The following is a 16,619-nucleotide window of genomic DNA, read 5'->3' on the forward strand; positions in this document are numbered from 1 at the left end:
GATGGCGGCGTCGCAGGATCGGCTGGACGCGTACCGGCGGATGCGTGACTTCGCCCGCACGCCGGAGCCGTCCGGGGCGGTGACCGTCGGTGGCGCGCGGCGCTTCGTGGTGCAGCGCCACCGGGCCCGGCGGCTGCACTACGACTTCCGGCTGGAGATCGGCGGGGTGCTGGTCAGCTGGGCGGTGCCGAAGGGGCCGACGCTCGATCCGGGCGTGCGCCGGGCCGCGTACCACGTCGAGGACCATCCACTGGCGTACTTCGACTTCGAGGGCGTCATCCCGGCCGGTCAGTACGGCGGCGGTGACGTCATCGTCTGGGACGCCGGCACGTGGCAGCCGCGACCGGCGCGGCGCGGCCAGGACACCGACCCGGCGCGGGCGGTCCAGGCCGGCGAACTGCACCTGGACCTGCACGGCGAGAAGCTGCGCGGCCGGTTCGCGCTGGTCCGTACCGGCGACGGGCGGGCCGGGCGGGAGTCCTGGCTGCTGATCCACAAGCGCGACGAGCACGCGGCGCCCGGCTGGGACGCCGAGCAGCATCCGCTCTCGGTGCTCAGCGGCCGGACCAACGAGCAGGTCGCGGCGCAGCCGGAGCGGATGTGGCGCTCGGACCGGCCGGCCGAACGCGCCGCGGTCACGCTGCGCCACCCGGCCGCCTCCCCCGGCGAGCTGGCGGCGCTGGACGCGCTCGGCGCCGGCGGCACCTGGGAGATCTTCGGGCGCCGCCTGCGGGTCACCAACCTCGACAAGGTGCTGTTCCCCGGCGAGCCACCACTGACCAAACGGGAGTTCCTGCACTACACCGCCCGGGTCGCGCCGGTCGTGACGCCGTATCTGGCCGGGCGGGCGCTGAACATGCACCGCTACCCCAACGGGGCCGGGACCCGCGGCTTCTGGCACAAGGAGCTGCCCGAGCACGCCCCGGACTGGCTGCCGCGCTGGACCAACCCGGCGGCCGATCCGGGCGAGACCCGGACGTACCTGGTGGTGGACGAGCCGGCCGCGCTGATCTGGGCGGCCAACTTCGGGGCGCTGGAGTGGCACCCGTGGACCTCGCCGGTGGACGCCCCGCACCAGCCGACGTACGCCCTCGTCGACATCGACCCGGGCACCACGACCTCCTGGGACGACGTGCTGACCCTGGCCCGGCTGCACCGCACCGCGTTCGAGCATCTCGGGGTGACCGCCCGGGCCAAGGTGACCGGGCGGCGCGGCATCCAGATCTGGGTGCCGGTCGCGCCGGGGCTCGGCTTCGACGACACCCGGGCGTGGGTGCGCGACCTGTCGCGCAGCATCGGCGCGGTCGTTCCCGAGCTGGTGAGCTGGAAGTGGCAGAAGAACGAGCGGGGCGGGCTGGCCCGGCTCGACTACACGCAGAACGCGATCAACCGGACGTTGGTCGCCCCGTACAGCCCGCGGCCGGCGCCGGACGCTCCGGTGTCCGCGCCGATCGACTGGGCCGAGCTCGACGACCCGGCGCTGCGCCCGGACGGTTTCCCGCTGCGGAGCGTGCTGCGGCGGCTGGACGAGCGCGGTGACCTGTTCCGGGACGTCCTGGATCATCCGCAGAAGCTGCCGCCGCTGACTTGAGAGGCGACGCGCCGGGGTAAGGCGGGGCGATGCGCGAAAGTCCACGGTTCCACAGCCGGTACCTCACCACCGCCGGGGTGCGTACGCACGACCGCCACTGCGGCCGGCCGACCGGCCTGCCGGTGGTGCTGGTGCACGGCCTCGCCGTCTCGCACCGCTACCTGATGCCCACCGCCCGGGCGCTGGCCGCTCACCACCCGGTCCTGGTGCCGGACCTGCCCGGCTTCGGGCGCAGCGGCAAACCCCGCCGGGCGTACGACGTCGGCCGGCACGCCGGGCACCTGGCCGCCTGGCTGGACGCGCTGGGACTGGACCGGGTGTGCCTCGCCGGGCACTCGTTCGGCGCCGAGGTGGTGGCCCGGCTCGCGGTGCTGCGCCCGGACCTGGTCGCCGCCGTGGTGCTGGCCGCCCCGACCACCGATCCGGTCGCCCGCTCGCGGCGCGCGCTGATCGGCCGCTGGGTGCTCGACCTGCTCGTCGAGGCGCCCTGGCAGGCGCTGGTGCTGGCCCGCGACGTGGCCGACGCCAAGCCGTGGCGGGTGCTGGCGACCGTCGGGCACTCGGTGCGCAACGCGATCGAGGACGATCTGCGACGGCTGCCGGTGCCGCCGCTGGTGCTGGGCGGCGCGCTGGACCCGGTGGCGCCGCTGCTCTGGCGGGCCGAGGTGGCGGCGATGACCGGCGGGGTGCCGGTGAGCGTCCCGGCCGCCGCGCACAACGTGCTGACCACCTCGGGCCGGCGGTCAGCCGACGCGATCGTCAGGCATCTACGCCGGGTCCACGGGGTACCGGAGCAGTCATGCGTATCGGAGACACCGAAGTCCGCTTCCTCGGCGGCCCGGCCGGCTGCCTGGTCATGCTGCTCGTCTCGGTGATGCTGTCGGTGATCGGCACCGTCGTGCTGAACCTGCTGTGGTGAGACCCGCCCGGCCGGGCCGACCGGCCGGGCGGGCCCCGGCGCTCACTTGGTCGCGCGCCCGGTCAGCTTGTCGCGGAGCCGGTCGACCAGGCCCACGCCCGGGCCGACGAGCTTGTGGAACAGCTCGCTGTTCGGCGCCGCCGGGTGCGGCCGGGTCGGCGCCAGCTTCTTGGCGGTCTCCACCTTGGCGGCCAGCTCGACCAGCTCCTCCTGCGGGATGTGCCGGCGCAGCTGGGGGAACTGCTCGGCCTCCTCGTCCCGGACGTGGTCGGCCAGCAGCGCCTCCAGCTTGCGCAGCGCGCCGTCGAACTCGGCGCTGGACACGTCGGCCGCCTCCAGCTGCTTCATCGTCTGCTCGAGCTCCTTGTGCTCCTCGATGTCGTGCTCGACGGCCTGGTCGCCGTCCGGCAGGTGCTTGCGCATCGCCGGGTAGACGTACATCTCCTCGGCCACGGCGTGCCGGACCAGCTCGCTGATCGCGGTGTCGGTCAGGTCCCGGCGGATCATCGGGTCGGCGACCGTCCAGATCTCGCCGATCAGCGCGGTCACGTCACGGTGGTCGCTGGTGAGGATGTCGATCACGTCGGTACGGGCGGTGTCGGTCACGGTTGTCTCCTCGAACTCACGATCATTCGGACAGCGCACCGCATACCCCGGAAAAGGCCCCGTCAGTCCCGGTTCGCGCGACCCGCGCCGACATGCCACCCGAACGTTGCGCGCCACCCGGGAAAACCCTCATGCCTGCGTCTTCTCCCGTTCGGCATCCCGGATCCCCCGGCCGGGTGTAGACCCGCTGCATGGGTACGAGCAACCAGGCCCCGGATCCCGCCCGCACACACCGCACCGCGGCCGTACCGCCCGGCGCGGTCGCCCGGCTCGTCCAGATCGCCGCCGACGTGGCCGACGCGCCGATCGCCACCGCCAACCTGATCACCGGACCGGCCCGGACCGTGCTCGGCTGCGTCGGCCTGCCGGGCATCGCCGCCGGTGAGGAACTGCCGCTGGCCGGGTCCCTGACCGGCGTGATCAACGAGACCGGCCTGCCACTGATCATCAGCGATGTGGCCACCGACCCGCGCTGCGCCGGCCTGGCGGCCGCCCGCGAGCAGGGCATCGCCGCCTACTCCGGCTTCCCGGTCCGCGACGACGGCGGCCGGGTCGTCGCCGTCCTGGCCGTCGCGGCACATCAGCCCCGGCACTGGACACCGCGGCACCTGCGCGGTCTGGACGCCGCCGCCCAGCTGCTCGGCGACCTGCTGCCGCCCGACGGCCGAGCCGGCCCGGTCCCGGGCGGTCCGGGCCTCGTCGAGCACCCCGAGTCGACGTTCGAGGGGCTGCTGGAGGCCGCGCCGGACGCCATCGTCGGGGTCACCACCGACGGGACGATCACGCTGATCAACGCGCAGGCCGAGGACCTCTTCGGCTACCCCCGCGCCGAGCTGCTGGGCCGCCCGATCGAGGTGCTCGTCCCCCAGCCGCTGCGCCACACGCACGTCCACCACCGCGACCGCTACTTCGCCCATCCGAAGCGAAGGGAGATGGGCGCCGGCGTGCAGCTGACCGCCGTGCGCCGCGACGGCAGCGAGTTCCCCGCCGAGATCAGCCTGTCCGCGCTGGAGACCGACCAGGGAATGATCGTCTCCGCCGCGATCCGCGACGTCAGCGATCGGCTCATCGCCCAGGCGGAACGGGAACGGCTGATCGCGCAGGCGGAACGGGACGCCGCGGAACGCCGGCTGCAGCACGCCCACCGGCTGGAGAGCCTCGGTGAGCTCGCCGGCGGGGTGGCGCACGACTTCAACAACATCCTCGCCGTGATCAGCAACTACACCGAGCTGGTCCAGGACACCCTGTCCGTGCCGCACCCGGACCCGGCCGAGGTGGCCACCGCCCGCGACGACCTGGGGCAGATCAGCCGCGCCGCCGAGCGGGCCGCGCGGCTGACCAAGCAGCTGCTCGCCTTCGGCCGGCGCGACATCACCCAGGCCGAGGTGCTCGACCTGAACCGGGTGATCGACGAGGTGGAGCACATGCTGCGCCGTACCCTCGGCGAGCACATCCACCTGCGCACCAGCCTGGACCCGGCGCTGTGGCCGGTCTTCGCCGACGCCGGGCAGATCGAGCAGATCCTGGTCAACCTGGCCGTGAACGCCCGCGACGCGATGCCCGGCGGGGGCACGCTGTCGATCGACACGGCCAACGCCGAACTCGACCGCGACGACGGCATCAGCCCGCCACTGCCGCCGGGCCGGTATGCCCGGCTGCGGGTCAGCGACACCGGCACCGGAATGACGGCCGAGGTGATCGAGCACGCCTTCGAGCCGTTCTACACCACCAAACCGCGCGGCTCCGGGACCGGGCTGGGGCTGGCCACGGTGTACGGCATCGTGAAGGCCGCCGGCGGCGACGTCCAGCTCTACTCCGAGTCGGGCATCGGCACGAGCATCACCATCCTGCTGCCGGCCAGCCTGGACGCCACCCCGGGGGCCGCGCTGCCCGGCGCGAGCGCCCCGGCCCCGCCCACGCCGGGCTCCACCATCCTGCTGGTCGAGGACGAGGACGCGCTGCGGCAGGTGGCCCACCGGATCCTGACCCGCGCCGGCTACCACGTGCTGCCGGCCGCCGGCGGCGCGCAGGCGGTGCACATCGCCCAGGTCCACCCCGGCGGGATCGACCTGCTGCTCACCGATGTGATCATGCCCAACATGTTCGGCAACGAGGTGGCCCGGCGGGTGCAGGCGCTGCGGCCGCACATCCCGGTGCTGTACATGTCCGGTTACGCCCAGCCGGTGCTGACCGAGAACGGCACCCTGCAGGACGGCGTGGTGATCATCGAGAAGCCGTTCACCGGGCACGAGCTGCTGACCCGGATCCAGGCCGTGCTCCGCGACTCGGCGCTCGCCGGGCGGTAGGCCCCGGCCACCGGGGTCGGTCCCGGCCGCCGGGCTGGGCTACCGGGGGCCTGGCCGCCGGGGTCGGTCCCGGCCACCGGCTTGGCCACCGGGGTCCGTCCCGGCCACCGGCTTGGCCACCGGGGTCGGTCCCGGCCGCCGGGCGATCAGGCCGGGCGGTCACGCCGCGCCGGCGCGGGTGGCGCCGCCGCGCGGGGCCGGCGGGTCACCGGGCCCGCCGGGAGCGCCGGACCAGGACGGCCCCCAGCAGCCCGGCCAGCACCCCGGCCCCGGCCACGGCCGAGGCGGCGACCAGCACCTTGCGCAGCCACCGGTCGGCCGCGGAGCCGGTGTCGGCGGCCGCCTCCGCGCTCGGCTCCGGCGCCGGGTTCCCGAGCGGGTTCGCGGTCACCGCCGGCACCTTCGCGGTGAGCGCCCCGACCAGGTCGAGACGGCCGAAACCGTACTGCTCGTCGCGCCCGGCGGGCCCCGCGTCGGTGGCGGTGGCCAGCAGCCGGTTGATCACGTCGGGGGCCTTCATCTCCGGGTACCGCGCGCGGACCAGGGCCGCGGCGCCGGCCACCATCGGCGCGGCCGCGCTGGTGCCGCCGGGCACGTCGACGTAACCGCCGACCTTGCCGCCCTGGTCGCGGGCGAGCGTGACGATGTCCACCCCGGGAGCGGCGATGGCCACCTGCGGCCCGTGCACCGCGCCGCTCCAGATCCGGCCCTTGCGGTCGAACGCCGACACGGCCAGCACCCCGGGGATGTTGGCCGGTGAGACGACCGCGGTGTCCTGATCGGTGTTGCCGACCGCGGCGACGAGCACCACGTCGTGCTGCAACGCGTACCGGACCGCCTCGCGCATGTCGCCGGTGGTCCGCTTGTCGCGGAACGACATGTTGATCACCCGTGCGCCGTGGTCGACGGCCCAGCGGATGCCCTCGGGCACCAGGCCACCGGTGCCCTGCGCCCCGATCGGCGCGCCCACCGGGAGAATCCGGGCGTCCGGGGCGATGCCGAGCGCGCCGTTCCGGCCGCCGGAGGCGGCGATGATGCCACTGACGCCGGTGCCGTGACCGTTGCGGTCGGTCCTGCCGTCCCCGTGCGTCAGCACGTCCGTGCCGTCGAGCACCCGTCCGGCCAGGTCGGGGTGCCGGGCCTCCACGCCGGTGTCCACGACGGCCACCACGACGCCCTTGCCGGTGGAGAGCCGGTGCGCCTGGGCCACCCGCAGGTAGTCCAGGTGCCACTGCCGGTCCTGGATGGACGCGGCCCGGACGGGTCCGGCCGGGACGGCGCCCGCCACCAGGCCCAGGGCGACCGCGCCCGCGGCAGCCGATCCGCGCCGCACCGTCCACCACCGGTTCATGCCAAGCCTCCCGCAGGTCCGTCCGAACCGCTGGCACCCTACCGGCTCACGTCCGCCCCCGGTCACCCGCGCCGGAGCGCAGTCACGCCCGCTACGCTCGCGTCGTGCCGAATCGTCCGCGAACCGTGCTCGCACCCGCTCGCCCCGCCGGCCGGACCGTCCGGCTGCTCGCGGCGGTCCTGCTCGCTGTCGCCGCTCCCCTGGTGGTGGCCGATCCGGCCGCGGCCGCCGGGTGCGGCCGGGCGGGCGATCCGGCCCCGGCCACGCCGCCCTGGGCGCAGACCCGGCTCGCGCCGGACGCCGTCTGGCCGCTGACCCGGGGCGCGGGCACGACCGTCGCGGTCATCGACTCCGGGGTCTCGGCGACCCATCCGGCGCTGCGCGGCAAGGTGCTGCGCGGGCACGACCTCGGCTTCGCCGAGCGGTTCGGCCGGTGCGACGAGGCCGGCCACGGCACCATGGTCGCCGGGATCATCGCCGGGCGGCAGACCGAGGGGTCGACCTTCGCCGGCATCGCGCCGGACGCCCTGATCCTGCCGGTCCGGGTGCTGCGGACCACCGACCGCAACTTCGATCAGCAACTGCCGGTACGCATCGCCAACGCCATCCGGTGGGCGGTGGACAACGGCGCCGGCGTCATCAACCTGTCGCTGGAAACGGTGCCCACCAGCGAGCTCGCCGCGGCGGTCAACTACGCCGTCGCGCACCGGGTCGTGGTGGTCGCCGCCGCCGGCAACCAGGAGCAGGGCACACAGCGCGACCAGCCGGCCTTCCCGGCCGGCTACCGGCCGGTGCTCGCCGTGGCCGGTGTCGACCAGCAGGACAAGCATGTCGACACGTCGATCAGCGGCGACTACATCGACGTGGCCGCGCCCGGCCTGCAGATCGTCGCGCCGGCGCCGGGCGGCGGCTTCTTCACCGAGGCGGAGGGCGGCACCAGCTTCGCCGCCGCGTACGTCTCCGGCGTCGCCGCCCTGGTCAAGTCCTACTACCCCGACCTGCCGGTCCAGGACGTGGTGAACCGGATCGTCGCCACCGCGGACAACCCGCCGGAGGGCCGCACCCAGGAGGCCGGCTACGGGGTGGTCAACCCGTACCGGGCGGTGACCGCCATCCTGGGCGGCCGGGAGAACGTGCCGGCCGGGACCCTGCCGGAGCCGGAGGACACCGACGACTCGCTGGCCGGGGCGCGCACCGCCGCGGCGATCGCGGTCGTCGCCGCCCTGGTGCTGACGGCCCTGATCCTGATGGCCCGGCCGATCCTGCGGCGGGGCCGGGAACGGGGCTGGCGCGCCGGACCGGCGAGCCGCTCCTAGGAACGCGTCCGTCCCGGCGCGCAGCCGAGCGCAACACGCCCCGGCGGCAGATCGCTCCTAAGGAACGCACCCCGGTCCGGCCCGCAGGTCAGCGCAACACGGGCCGGCCGGCGGCAGGTCGCTCCTAGGAACGCACCCCGGTCCGGCCCGCAGGTCAGCGCAACACGCCCGGCGGCAGGTCGCCACCGGCGCCCCACACGTCCTCGTCCTCCTGCAGCCAGCTGTTGCGGTCGGCCTGGTCCTCGCCGAAGCCGTGCCCGCCCCGCGCGCCCGGGGCCATGCCACCGGCCGCCGCGCCACCGCCGCCGGCGCGCAGCGCACCCGCCGCGCCGCCCTTGGTCCCGGCGCCCGTGCCCTGACCGCGTCCCCCGGCGCCGGCCCCGGCACCCATCATGCCGGGAGCCAGGCCGGTCCCGACGCCCTTGCCGAGCGCCCCGCCGCCGGGGATCGCGCCACCGCCGCCCGCGCCGGCACCCGCGCCGCCGCCGAGCCCGGCCGTGGAGCCGAGACCGCCGCCGCCCAGACCGGCGGAGCCCAGGCCGCCACCGCCCAGACCGGCCCCACCGGTGCCCAGCCCGGCGCCGCCACCGCCGGCGCCGGCCAGGCCCGAGCCGTAGTCACCCGGGTCGTACCCGGAGCCGGCGCCGGGCCCGGCACCGCTGGTCCCGGTGCCGGGGTAGCCGCCGGTGCCCGGGTGGTCGCCGCCACCGGTCGACGGGTAGGTGCCGCCGCCACCGGTCGAGGGATGGGTGCCGCTGCCGGTGCCGCCGACGCCGCCCGAGCCGATGTCCGAGGGGTTGAAGCCCTTGGTGCCCGGCAGGCCGCCGGCGCCGGCGCCCGCGCCGCCGCCGAAGCCGCCCGCGCCCGCCGCTCCGGACGCGCCGGCTCCGCTCAGGTCCGGGGTGGTCCGCTCACCGTGCACTTGCTGATATCCACCGGTCTGGCCGGGCATGTCCGCGGCGCGGCCCTGGTACTGGTCGTCGACCTGCTCGTAGACCTTCCGCGCCTCGGCGGTCTGGTCGAACAGCCAGTCGTGCAGCTTCGGACCCCAATCCAGCGGGCCCCAGCTCAGGAAGTCCGGCTTGACCTTCATCTCGAAGGTGCCGATGCCGAGAGTGAGCCGGCCGTCCCGGGCCGCCGCGATGTCGTCGGCCGAGGCCAGCGGGATCGGCATCGCGGCCTGCGCCTGGGCGAGGTCGGACGCGGCCGTGTTGAGGCTGGTCACGATGCCGGAGCCCGTCTCGGCGTCCTCCACGATGTACCCGACGTTCTTGGCCAGGCCGTCGATGTGGGCTTTGAACGCGTCGTAGCCCTTGCCCTTCCAGGTCTCGCCGAGGTCCTTGACGTTGGTCTCCAGGCTCTGCTTGACGTCCCGGAGATGCCGCAGCAGTTCCTGCCAGCCGAGCGCGGCGCTGCGCACGTCGCCGGGGCGGCCGTCGATGACGACCTCCTGAACCATCTCTTCCCAGCTCTTGCTCATCGGTTCCTCCCCCGTGCTCAGGCGTACGGACTGCGCGCCACGTCGGCGAAGATCTTCTGCATGTCCATGGCGGTCAGCGCGTTACGTTCCTCGGCGCGGTCGTAGTTGTCCTTGACGTTCTTCAGCGCGCGCGCCGCCGCATAGAGGTCGTCGGAGAGCTTCTTGATCGCGGTCTCGGTGCTGCCGTAGAGGGAGGTGTGCTTCTCGGCGAGCCGCTTGGCCCAGGCGAAGCCGCCGAGCGGGCTCTTGCCGCCGGCCGCCGCGTCGCCGCCCATCAGGTCCTTGATGTCGGCCATCCCGACCGACAGGTCGTTGAGCCACTTGCCGTGCGCTTCCAGCCAACCGATGGCGTTCTGCAGGGAGGTGGCGTCCCACTCGGTCCGCGCGCCGGCGTCGTTTGCGCCGGCGACCACGCCCTCCGGCACATGGGACTTGTAGACGTTGTCCATCTCGGCGCCCGCGTGCCCGGGGAACAGCACCGGCACCGGGCCGGGGATGGGCACCGGGATCCCGTAGGACGAACTCACCCGGTCCGGCGTCGCGTTCTCATCCGCCATCTTTCAGTCCTCCCCGTCGTGCTGTGTACGTGTCACCGGTGATCGGATCCGGTCCCCGGTCCGGCAGGCGGCGCCTGCCCCGGCGGATAACCGGGCGGCGCCTGCACCGGCGGATAACCGGACGGCGCCTGCCCCGGCGGATAACCGGGCGGCGCCTGGTAGCCGGGCTGGGCGGGCGGGTGGTACCCCGGGTGCGGGGGCATCGCTGCCGGGTGGCCGGGGTACCCCGGCGGCGGCATGCCCGGGCCGTAGGGCGATCTCAGCGCGGCCGCCTTCCGGCGACGGCGGCGGATGCCCCGCACGAGCAGCCACCCGACGACGACCACGACCGCCAGGCAGAGGCCACCCTGGAGCACCGCCAGCTTCGGATCCCCGACAGAGATCGCGACCGGGGAGCCGTCCTCCGCCTTCTCACCGGCGTGCTCCCCGGCGCCACCGGGGGTGGCGCTCGCGGCGCCCGCCAGCGGATTGGCCGGCACCACCGGCACGTTCGCGGTCAGGGCGGCCAGCGGATCGATGACGCCGAACCCGAACTGCGGATCGCGGCCGGGCGCGCCGCGGTCGTCGGCGGTACGGATCAGCCGGTTCACCACGTTCGCCGAACTCAGGTCGGGATACTTCGCGCGGACCAGCGCCGCCACCCCGGACACGATCGCGGACGAGTCGCTGGTTCCGGTGGCGAGGCTGTAGCCGTTCGACGACAACCCGGCCGGGGCGGGTGAGATGACGTCCTCCACCGGCGCCGCGATCGCCACCTCCGGGCCGGTGACCGCGCCGCTCCAGGCGTCACCGGACTTCATCGTGCCGGAGACGGCGAGCACACCCGGAACGTTCGCCGGGCTCTGCACCCGTGTGGTGGTCGGCTGCTGCTCCCGGTTGCCGGAGGCGGCCACCAGGACGGCGTTCTTCGACAACGCGTACTGCGCCGCCTTGTGGACACTGCCGTCGGGATCCGGCCCGCCGATCGACAGGTTGATCACGTCAGCGCCGTGGTCGGCGGCCCAGCGGATGCCCTCGGCCACCTCCAGCGCGTCGGCGCCCAGGCTGATGCTCACCGGGAGGATCTTGACCTTCGGCGCGATGCCGAGCAGGTGCTGGGCGCCACCGCCCCGGCCGGCGATGATGCCGGCCATCGAGGTGCCGTGACCGTTCTTCGGGTCGATGTCGCGACGGCCGTCACTCGCGCCCGCGCTGGTGGTGCTGTGCCCGGACAGGACCTGGCCGCGCAGGTCGGGATGGGTCGCGTCCACCCCGGAGTCGACCACCGCGACCACGACGCCGGCGCCCTGGGTGATCTGGTGGGCACGGCTGATCCGCAGCGCGTCCAGATACCACTTCTGGTAGTCGGCGACCGTGTCGGCGCGCGCCACCCCCGGGCATCCGAGGACCGCCGCGGTCGCCGCCGCCAGCGCGGCCGCCACCACCCTGGCCACCGGCCCCGCCTCCACCGTCAACCGCATCGCGCACTGTCCCTTCCCGCGAGCACACACACCCGCGGCTCCGGCCCCGGACCAAACCGGGAACGGAGCCGCGGGCGGTACGACCAGATCAGCCCCAGAGCTGCGAGTTGCTCATCTCGGTGGTCACGTAGTTGTCGCGGGCCACGCCCACGGCGCCGCCGATCTCGTTGAGGATCTGGTTGATGTCCCGGACCGCCGCGTCCCACTGGGCCTGGTGCTGCTCGTAAGCGGCGCGGTCCTTACCCTCCCAGACCAGCTTCGACAGCATCTGCCGGAGGGTGTCCAGCTTCTCGTCGATGCTCCGCGAGATCGCCGTCATCTGCGAGTTCGCGTTCTCGAGGGACGCGTAATTAACCTTGATCATGCTCATCAGTCATCCACCCAGAATCTCGTCAACGGCCTACGGGTTCAGCGCAGAGTGGAACTTGTCGAGCATCTGCTGCTGCTCCTCGTCGTTCACCTGGTGCGTGGTGCCCGACTTGTCGAGCAGGTCAGCGATGTTGTCCAGGGCCTCCTGCAGCTTGAGGGTGTCGTCGTTCCACCGCTGCATCAGGCTCTGGAAGCCGCTGGACGCCTGACCCTGCCAGCCGATCGCCAGGTCGTCGACCACATTCCAGAGCTTCTTGAGCTCACCGTCGACCTCGCTCCGCGTGGTACGGACGTCGTTCGCCGCGGTATGCAGTGTCGCGTGATCGACCTCGAACGGGGACGTCATGCCTCTCACCCCTTCGTCATCGTTGTGGCGGCGTGCTGCCGCGTCTCCCCCGCGGCAAGGCGTTGAGACCCCACCTGCGGACACTTCGCGCCATACCGTAGCCGAGGGCTGCCAGCAGGGGCAGCCCCGGGGATCGGCTGAGCCGTGAACCGTTCACAAATCATGACGAGACCGCCGTTCGTACGTCCGATTGTCGTCATGCCGGGTCGCTCCACGCGGTTTGCACCACTCGCTGCCCGTCTCGCCGCCGCACCAGCGTGCCCCGGCCCGGCGGCTGCGGGCTGGGCCGCAGGGTGCCGAAGAGCGCGCCCTCCTCGCGGTTGCCGGACATCAGCAGACCCGGTGTGTCCAGCTCGCGCAGTCGCTGCAGGACCGGCTCGAACATCGCCCGGGCCGCGCCGCCGATCCGCCGGGTGACGATCAGGTGCAGGCCGATGTCGCGGGCCTGCGGCAGCAGGTCCATCAGCGCGCTGAGCGGGTTGTTGCCCGCCGAGGCCACCAGGTCGTAGTCGTCGACCAGCAGGAACAGCTCCGGCCCGCGCCACCAGCTGCGCGCCCGCAGCTGCTCCTGGGTCACGTCGGGCCCGGGCAGCCGCTTCTCCATCGCGGACTTGATCGAGGCGAGGCCCTTGCTGAAGGCCTGCGCGGACGGGGCGTAGTCGAGCAGGTGCGCCTCGCCGAACGCGCCGAGCAGCCCGCGGCGGTAGTCGGCCACCACGATCCGGGCCTGCTCCGGCGTGTACTTCGCGGCGATGGACCGGCCGATCAGCCGCAGCAGGTTCGTCTTGCCGCACTCCGCGTCCCCGAAGATGATCAGGTGCGGTTCGGCCGCGAAGTCGAGCATCACCGGGGCCAGCGCGGCCTCGTCGACGCCGAGCGGGATGCCCGGCGCCCCCGGGTCGACCACCATGGCCAGTTCGGCGGCCGGCAGCTCGCGGGGCAGCAGCCGGACCTTCGGCGCGGGGTCGCCGCGCCAGGCCGCGTCCACCTGCTTGACCAGGTCGGCGGTCGCCTCGGCCAGGTCCTCGATGTCGTGGCGTCCGTCCAGACGCGACACCGCGGCCAGCATGTGCAGCTTGTCCCGGGTCAGACCGCGGCCCGGCGACTTCAGCGGCACGTTGGCCGCGGCCCGGCGGTCGATCTCCGACTCGCCCGGCTCGCCGAGCCGCAGCTCCAGCCGGGTGCCGAGCAGGTCGCGCATGTTGATCCGGATCTCCGCCCACCGGGCCGCGGTGATCACCACATGGATGCCGAAACCGAGCCCGCGGCCGGCCAGCACGGTGATCGCCTGCTCCAGCTCCTCGTACTCCTGCCGCAGCGTGTTCCAGCCGTCCACCACCAGGAAGACGTCGCCGAACGGGTCGTCGGCGAACTCGCCGGCGGCCCGCCGCCGGCGGTACCCGGCGATCGAGTCGACGCCGTGCTCGGCGAAGTACGTCTCCCGCTGGTCGAGCAGCGCGGTGACCTCGGCCACGGTGCGGCGCACCGCCTCGGTGTCGCGGCGGCGCGCCACCCCGGACAGGTGCGGCAGACCGTCCAGACCGGCCAGCGCCCCACCACCGAAGTCGAGGCAGAAGAACTGCACCTCACGCGGGGTGTGGGTGAGGGCCAGCGAGGCGAGCATCGAGCGCAGCAGGGTGCTCTTGCCGGACAGCGGGGCGCCGACGATCACCACGTTGCCGCCGGCGCCGTCGAGCTCGACCATCATCGGGTCGCGGCGCTGTTCGTACGGCCGGTCCACCACCCCGACCGGCACGACGAGCCGGCCGCGACCCGTCCAGCCGGTCGTGGTCAGCCCGAACGCCGGGTCGATGGCCAGCGGCGGCAGCAGCTCGTCGAGGCTGGGCGGCTCGGACAGCGGCGGCAGCCAGACCTGGTGCGCCTTGGGGCCCTGCCCGCGCAGCCGGTCCACGATCACGTCGAGCATGCTCTGCTGCTTGCCGGTGCCGGCCTCCTCGGCCGCCCGCGCCGGCAGCGCCTCGCCGGGCAGCTCGGGCACCGGCACGAAGTCGGTGCCGTACGGCACCACCTGCCGCTGCACCACCGCCTGCGAGCGCGGGGCCCGGCCGGGCTGCCGGTACGGACCGGAGACGTACGCCCCGCGGAAGCGCAGCATCGTCTGCGTGTCCGTCTTGAGGTAGCCGTGACCGGGGGCGTTGGGCAGCTCGTACGCGTCCGGCACGCCGAGCACGATGCGGCTCTCGACGGGCGAGAAGGTGCGCAGGCCGATCCGGTACGACAGGTGCGTGTCCAGGCCGCGCAGCTTGCCCTCCTCCAGCCGCTGGCTGGCCAGCAGCAGGTGGACGCCGAGCGACCGGCCCAGCCGGCCGATCATCACGAACAGGTCGATGAAGTCCGGCTTCTTCTCCAGCAGCTCGCTGAACTCGTCACAGATGATCAGCAGGCTGGGCATCGGCTCCAGCGGCTCACCGTCGAGGCGGGCCTTCTCGTACTCGAAACGGGAGACGTAGTTGCCGGCGGCCCGCAGCAGCTCCTGCCGCCGCACCATCTCACCGGCGAGCGCGTCCTTCATCCGGTCGACCAGCGGCAGCTCGTTCTCCAGGTTGGTGATCATCGCGCTGGTGTGCGGCAGCACGTCGAGCGACGCGAACGTGGCGCCGCCCTTGAAGTCGACCAGGACGAAGTTGAGCTCCTGGGACGAGTGGGTGACCGCGAGCGCGCCGACGATGGTGCGCAGCAGCTCGCTCTTGCCGGAGCCGGTGGCGCCGATGATCAGGCCGTGCGGGCCCATACCCTCGTGCGCGGACTCCTTGAAGTCCAGTTCGATCACGCTGCCGTCGGGGCCCACGCCGAGCGGGATGCGCAGCCGCTCCCGGTGCGGCCGGGCCCGCCAGGTCAGCCGCGGGTCCACCGCCGCGGCGTCGCCGACCCCGAGCAGGTCGGGCAGCTCCATGCTGCGGGCCAGCGGCTCGTCGGTGACCGCCGGGGCGGACAGCCGGTACGGCGAGATCTGCCGGGCCAGCGCCTCGGCCTGCCGCACGGTCAGCCGGTCCGGCCGGCCCAGCGGGGTGCCGGCGGCGCCCCGGTCGATCGCCACCCGCTCGGCGTTGACGTCCAGGCACAGCAGCCACCGGCCGGCGTCGCGCGGCACCGAGCCGGACAGGTCCAGCACGGTGGTGCCGAGCAGGCCGCTGCCCAGCAGCTGGCAGGTCGGGGTGACCTCGCCGCCGTCGAGCACGACCAGCACGTGCGGCGCGGTGGTCAGCGGGCGCGCGTCCGAGCTGTGCCGGGGCCGGCTGCTCAGGTCGTCGCCCAGCGCGGACTCGGCCTCGGCGAGGGTGCTGAACACCATGCGGCGGCCACCGGCCGCGTCGGTGCGCCGGGTGCTCTGCGCGTGCGGCAGCCACTTGACCCAGTCCCACACCGGCTGCCGGTCGGCCGCCGCGACGACCACCACGAGCAGGTCGTCCGGGGCGTGGAAGGTGACCAGCTGGCCGATCAGCGCGCGTCCGAGGTCGAGCACCGGGGTGCGCTCGCCGCGCAGCACGATCCGGCTGAACGCCCGCACCGACAGCGCGATCGGCAGGCCGGGGACGCTGCTCTGCGCCCGGACGAAGCGGCGCAGCGCGATCGCGGTCATCGGCTCCAGGTCCTCGACCGGCTTGGTCTCCGGCGGCACCACCTGCACGGCCAGCCGCTGCGGGCCGACCGCCACCCGCACCTCGCCGAAGTCGTCCTCGGTGACCCGCCGCTCCCACAGCCGCCGGGACGCGGCGATGGACCACAGCGCGTCCGGCTCCGGGTGCTTCCACGTGGTCGCGGCCCGCTGCTGCGCGGCCGCGCGCCGGGCCCGCTTGCGCATCTGCGCCAGGTAGCGCATGTAGTCGCGGCGCTCGGCGTTCAGCTCGGCCTTGGAGTCGTTGGTGCCGCCCATCGTGCCGATCGCCATGCCGATCATGGAGACGCCGAAGAGGCCGCCGGCCACCCACATCATCGGGCCGCCGCCCTGCCGTCCGCCGGCGTACAGGAACGCCATCGCCCCGGCGCCGCAGATCATGGGCAGGATCATCAGCAGCTGCCCCATGCCCCGGGGAAGCTGCTCGGGCAATTCGGGCGGCGACTCCAACAACAACTCACCGCGCGGCATTTGCGGTCCCAGCCGCCGAGGCGGGCGTCGGAACAGCACCGTACTCACGACGGGTCACCTCCCCCGGATGTTCCGTCCGCCGGCTGGCGCCGAGCTGTTTGGGTGGGCATCGTACGCGCCCGACATCCTAGGTAGGCTCCCCTCCGGTCGTGCGCGCCACCGCCCCGCGGAGCTCCGGGAACGCTGGTGGCGGCACGCCGACGTACTCGA

General features: G+C 73.9%; 12 protein-coding genes. 4 read left to right on the forward strand and 8 right to left on the reverse strand.

Annotated elements, in window-relative coordinates; all coding sequences use genetic code 11:
* Position 1 precedes the first annotated feature (1 nt).
* Both ACTEI_RS24400 and ACTEI_RS24405 read left to right on the forward strand, forming a co-directional pair.
* Positions 2–1,591, forward strand: coding sequence for a non-homologous end-joining DNA ligase LigD (locus ACTEI_RS24400; protein WP_122979788.1), 1,590 nt, complete (start codon positions 2–4; stop codon positions 1,589–1,591).
* A gap of 29 nt (positions 1,592–1,620) precedes the next feature.
* The gene (locus ACTEI_RS24405) at positions 1,621–2,466 is read left to right on the forward strand and encodes an alpha/beta fold hydrolase (RefSeq protein ID WP_122979789.1); all 846 of its coding nucleotides are present in this window, start codon (positions 1,621–1,623) and stop codon (positions 2,464–2,466) included.
* Between the two features lie 86 nt (positions 2,467–2,552).
* On the opposite strand, the gene ACTEI_RS24410 is transcribed toward ACTEI_RS24405, so the two are convergent.
* Positions 2,553–3,116, reverse strand: coding sequence for a hemerythrin domain-containing protein (locus ACTEI_RS24410; RefSeq protein WP_122979790.1), 564 nt, complete (start codon positions 3,114–3,116; stop codon positions 2,553–2,555).
* 191 nt (positions 3,117–3,307) lie between these two features.
* On the opposite strand from ACTEI_RS24410, the gene ACTEI_RS24415 reads away from it, so the two are divergent.
* Entirely contained in the window at positions 3,308–5,422 is a 2,115-nt protein-coding gene (locus ACTEI_RS24415; protein ID WP_122979791.1) for an ATP-binding protein, read from the forward strand.
* Between the two features lie 205 nt (positions 5,423–5,627).
* Here ACTEI_RS24415 and mycP (ACTEI_RS24420) read toward each other — a convergent pair whose 3' ends face one another.
* On the reverse strand, positions 5,628–6,773 hold the full coding sequence (gene mycP / locus ACTEI_RS24420; protein ID WP_122979792.1) for a type VII secretion-associated serine protease mycosin: 1,146 nt from the start codon (positions 6,771–6,773) through the stop codon (positions 5,628–5,630).
* A gap of 104 nt (positions 6,774–6,877) precedes the next feature.
* Here mycP (ACTEI_RS24420) and mycP (ACTEI_RS24425) point away from each other — a divergent pair, with 104 nt between their 5' ends.
* A complete protein-coding gene (gene mycP / locus ACTEI_RS24425) occupies positions 6,878–8,089 on the forward strand; it encodes a type VII secretion-associated serine protease mycosin (RefSeq protein WP_239082515.1) in 1,212 nt (403 codons plus the stop codon).
* A gap of 154 nt (positions 8,090–8,243) precedes the next feature.
* Here the strand turns inward: mycP (ACTEI_RS24425) and ACTEI_RS39035 are convergent, their stop codons facing one another.
* The 6 genes from ACTEI_RS39035 to eccCa form a co-directional block, all read right to left on the reverse strand.
* Positions 8,244–9,569 carry a WXG100 family type VII secretion target gene (locus tag ACTEI_RS39035; RefSeq protein WP_145830925.1) on the reverse strand — a complete coding sequence of 442 codons (1,326 nt, stop codon included), beginning with the start codon at positions 9,567–9,569 and terminating at the stop codon, positions 8,244–8,246.
* A 17-nt stretch (positions 9,570–9,586) separates the two neighbouring features.
* Positions 9,587–10,126 (reverse strand): hypothetical protein, encoded by a 540-nt coding sequence (locus ACTEI_RS24435; RefSeq protein ID WP_122979794.1) that lies wholly within the window; start codon positions 10,124–10,126, stop codon positions 9,587–9,589.
* Positions 10,127–10,158: 32 nt separating this feature from the next.
* On the reverse strand, positions 10,159–11,586 hold the full coding sequence (locus ACTEI_RS24440) for a S8 family serine peptidase (protein WP_122979795.1): 1,428 nt from the start codon (positions 11,584–11,586) through the stop codon (positions 10,159–10,161).
* A gap of 88 nt (positions 11,587–11,674) precedes the next feature.
* Positions 11,675–11,956, reverse strand: a complete 282-nt coding sequence (locus ACTEI_RS24445; RefSeq protein WP_239082516.1) for a WXG100 family type VII secretion target — start codon at positions 11,954–11,956, stop codon at positions 11,675–11,677.
* A gap of 30 nt (positions 11,957–11,986) precedes the next feature.
* Entirely contained in the window at positions 11,987–12,301 is a 315-nt protein-coding gene (locus ACTEI_RS24450) for a WXG100 family type VII secretion target (RefSeq protein WP_122979796.1), read from the reverse strand.
* Positions 12,302–12,497: 196 nt separating this feature from the next.
* Positions 12,498–16,457 carry a type VII secretion protein EccCa gene (gene eccCa / locus ACTEI_RS24455; protein ID WP_122979797.1) on the reverse strand — a complete coding sequence of 1,320 codons (3,960 nt, stop codon included), beginning with the start codon at positions 16,455–16,457 and terminating at the stop codon, positions 12,498–12,500.
* Positions 16,458–16,619: the final 162 nt, after the last annotated feature.

The sequence above is a fragment of the Actinoplanes teichomyceticus ATCC 31121 genome, from assembly GCF_003711105.1.
GTDB classification, from domain to species: domain Bacteria; phylum Actinomycetota; class Actinomycetes; order Mycobacteriales; family Micromonosporaceae; genus Actinoplanes; species Actinoplanes teichomyceticus.

Coding starts and splice junctions, on each gene's coding strand:
- ACTEI_RS24400 (WP_122979788.1), top strand. CDS start 2: ATGGCGGCGTCGCAGGATCGGCTGGACGCGTACCGGCGGATGCGTGAC.
- ACTEI_RS24405 (WP_122979789.1), top strand. CDS start 1,621: ATGCGCGAAAGTCCACGGTTCCACAGCCGGTACCTCACCACCGCCGGG.
- ACTEI_RS24415 (WP_122979791.1), top strand. CDS start 3,308: ATGGGTACGAGCAACCAGGCCCCGGATCCCGCCCGCACACACCGCACC.
- mycP (WP_122979792.1), bottom strand. CDS start 6,773: ATGAACCGGTGGTGGACGGTGCGGCGCGGATCGGCTGCCGCGGGCGCG.
- ACTEI_RS39035 (WP_145830925.1), bottom strand. CDS start 9,569: ATGAGCAAGAGCTGGGAAGAGATGGTTCAGGAGGTCGTCATCGACGGC.
- ACTEI_RS24435 (WP_122979794.1), bottom strand. CDS start 10,126: ATGGCGGATGAGAACGCGACGCCGGACCGGGTGAGTTCGTCCTACGGG.
- ACTEI_RS24440 (WP_122979795.1), bottom strand. CDS start 11,586: ATGCGGTTGACGGTGGAGGCGGGGCCGGTGGCCAGGGTGGTGGCGGCC.
- ACTEI_RS24445 (WP_239082516.1), bottom strand. CDS start 11,956: ATGAGCATGATCAAGGTTAATTACGCGTCCCTCGAGAACGCGAACTCG.
- ACTEI_RS24450 (WP_122979796.1), bottom strand. CDS start 12,301: ATGACGTCCCCGTTCGAGGTCGATCACGCGACACTGCATACCGCGGCG.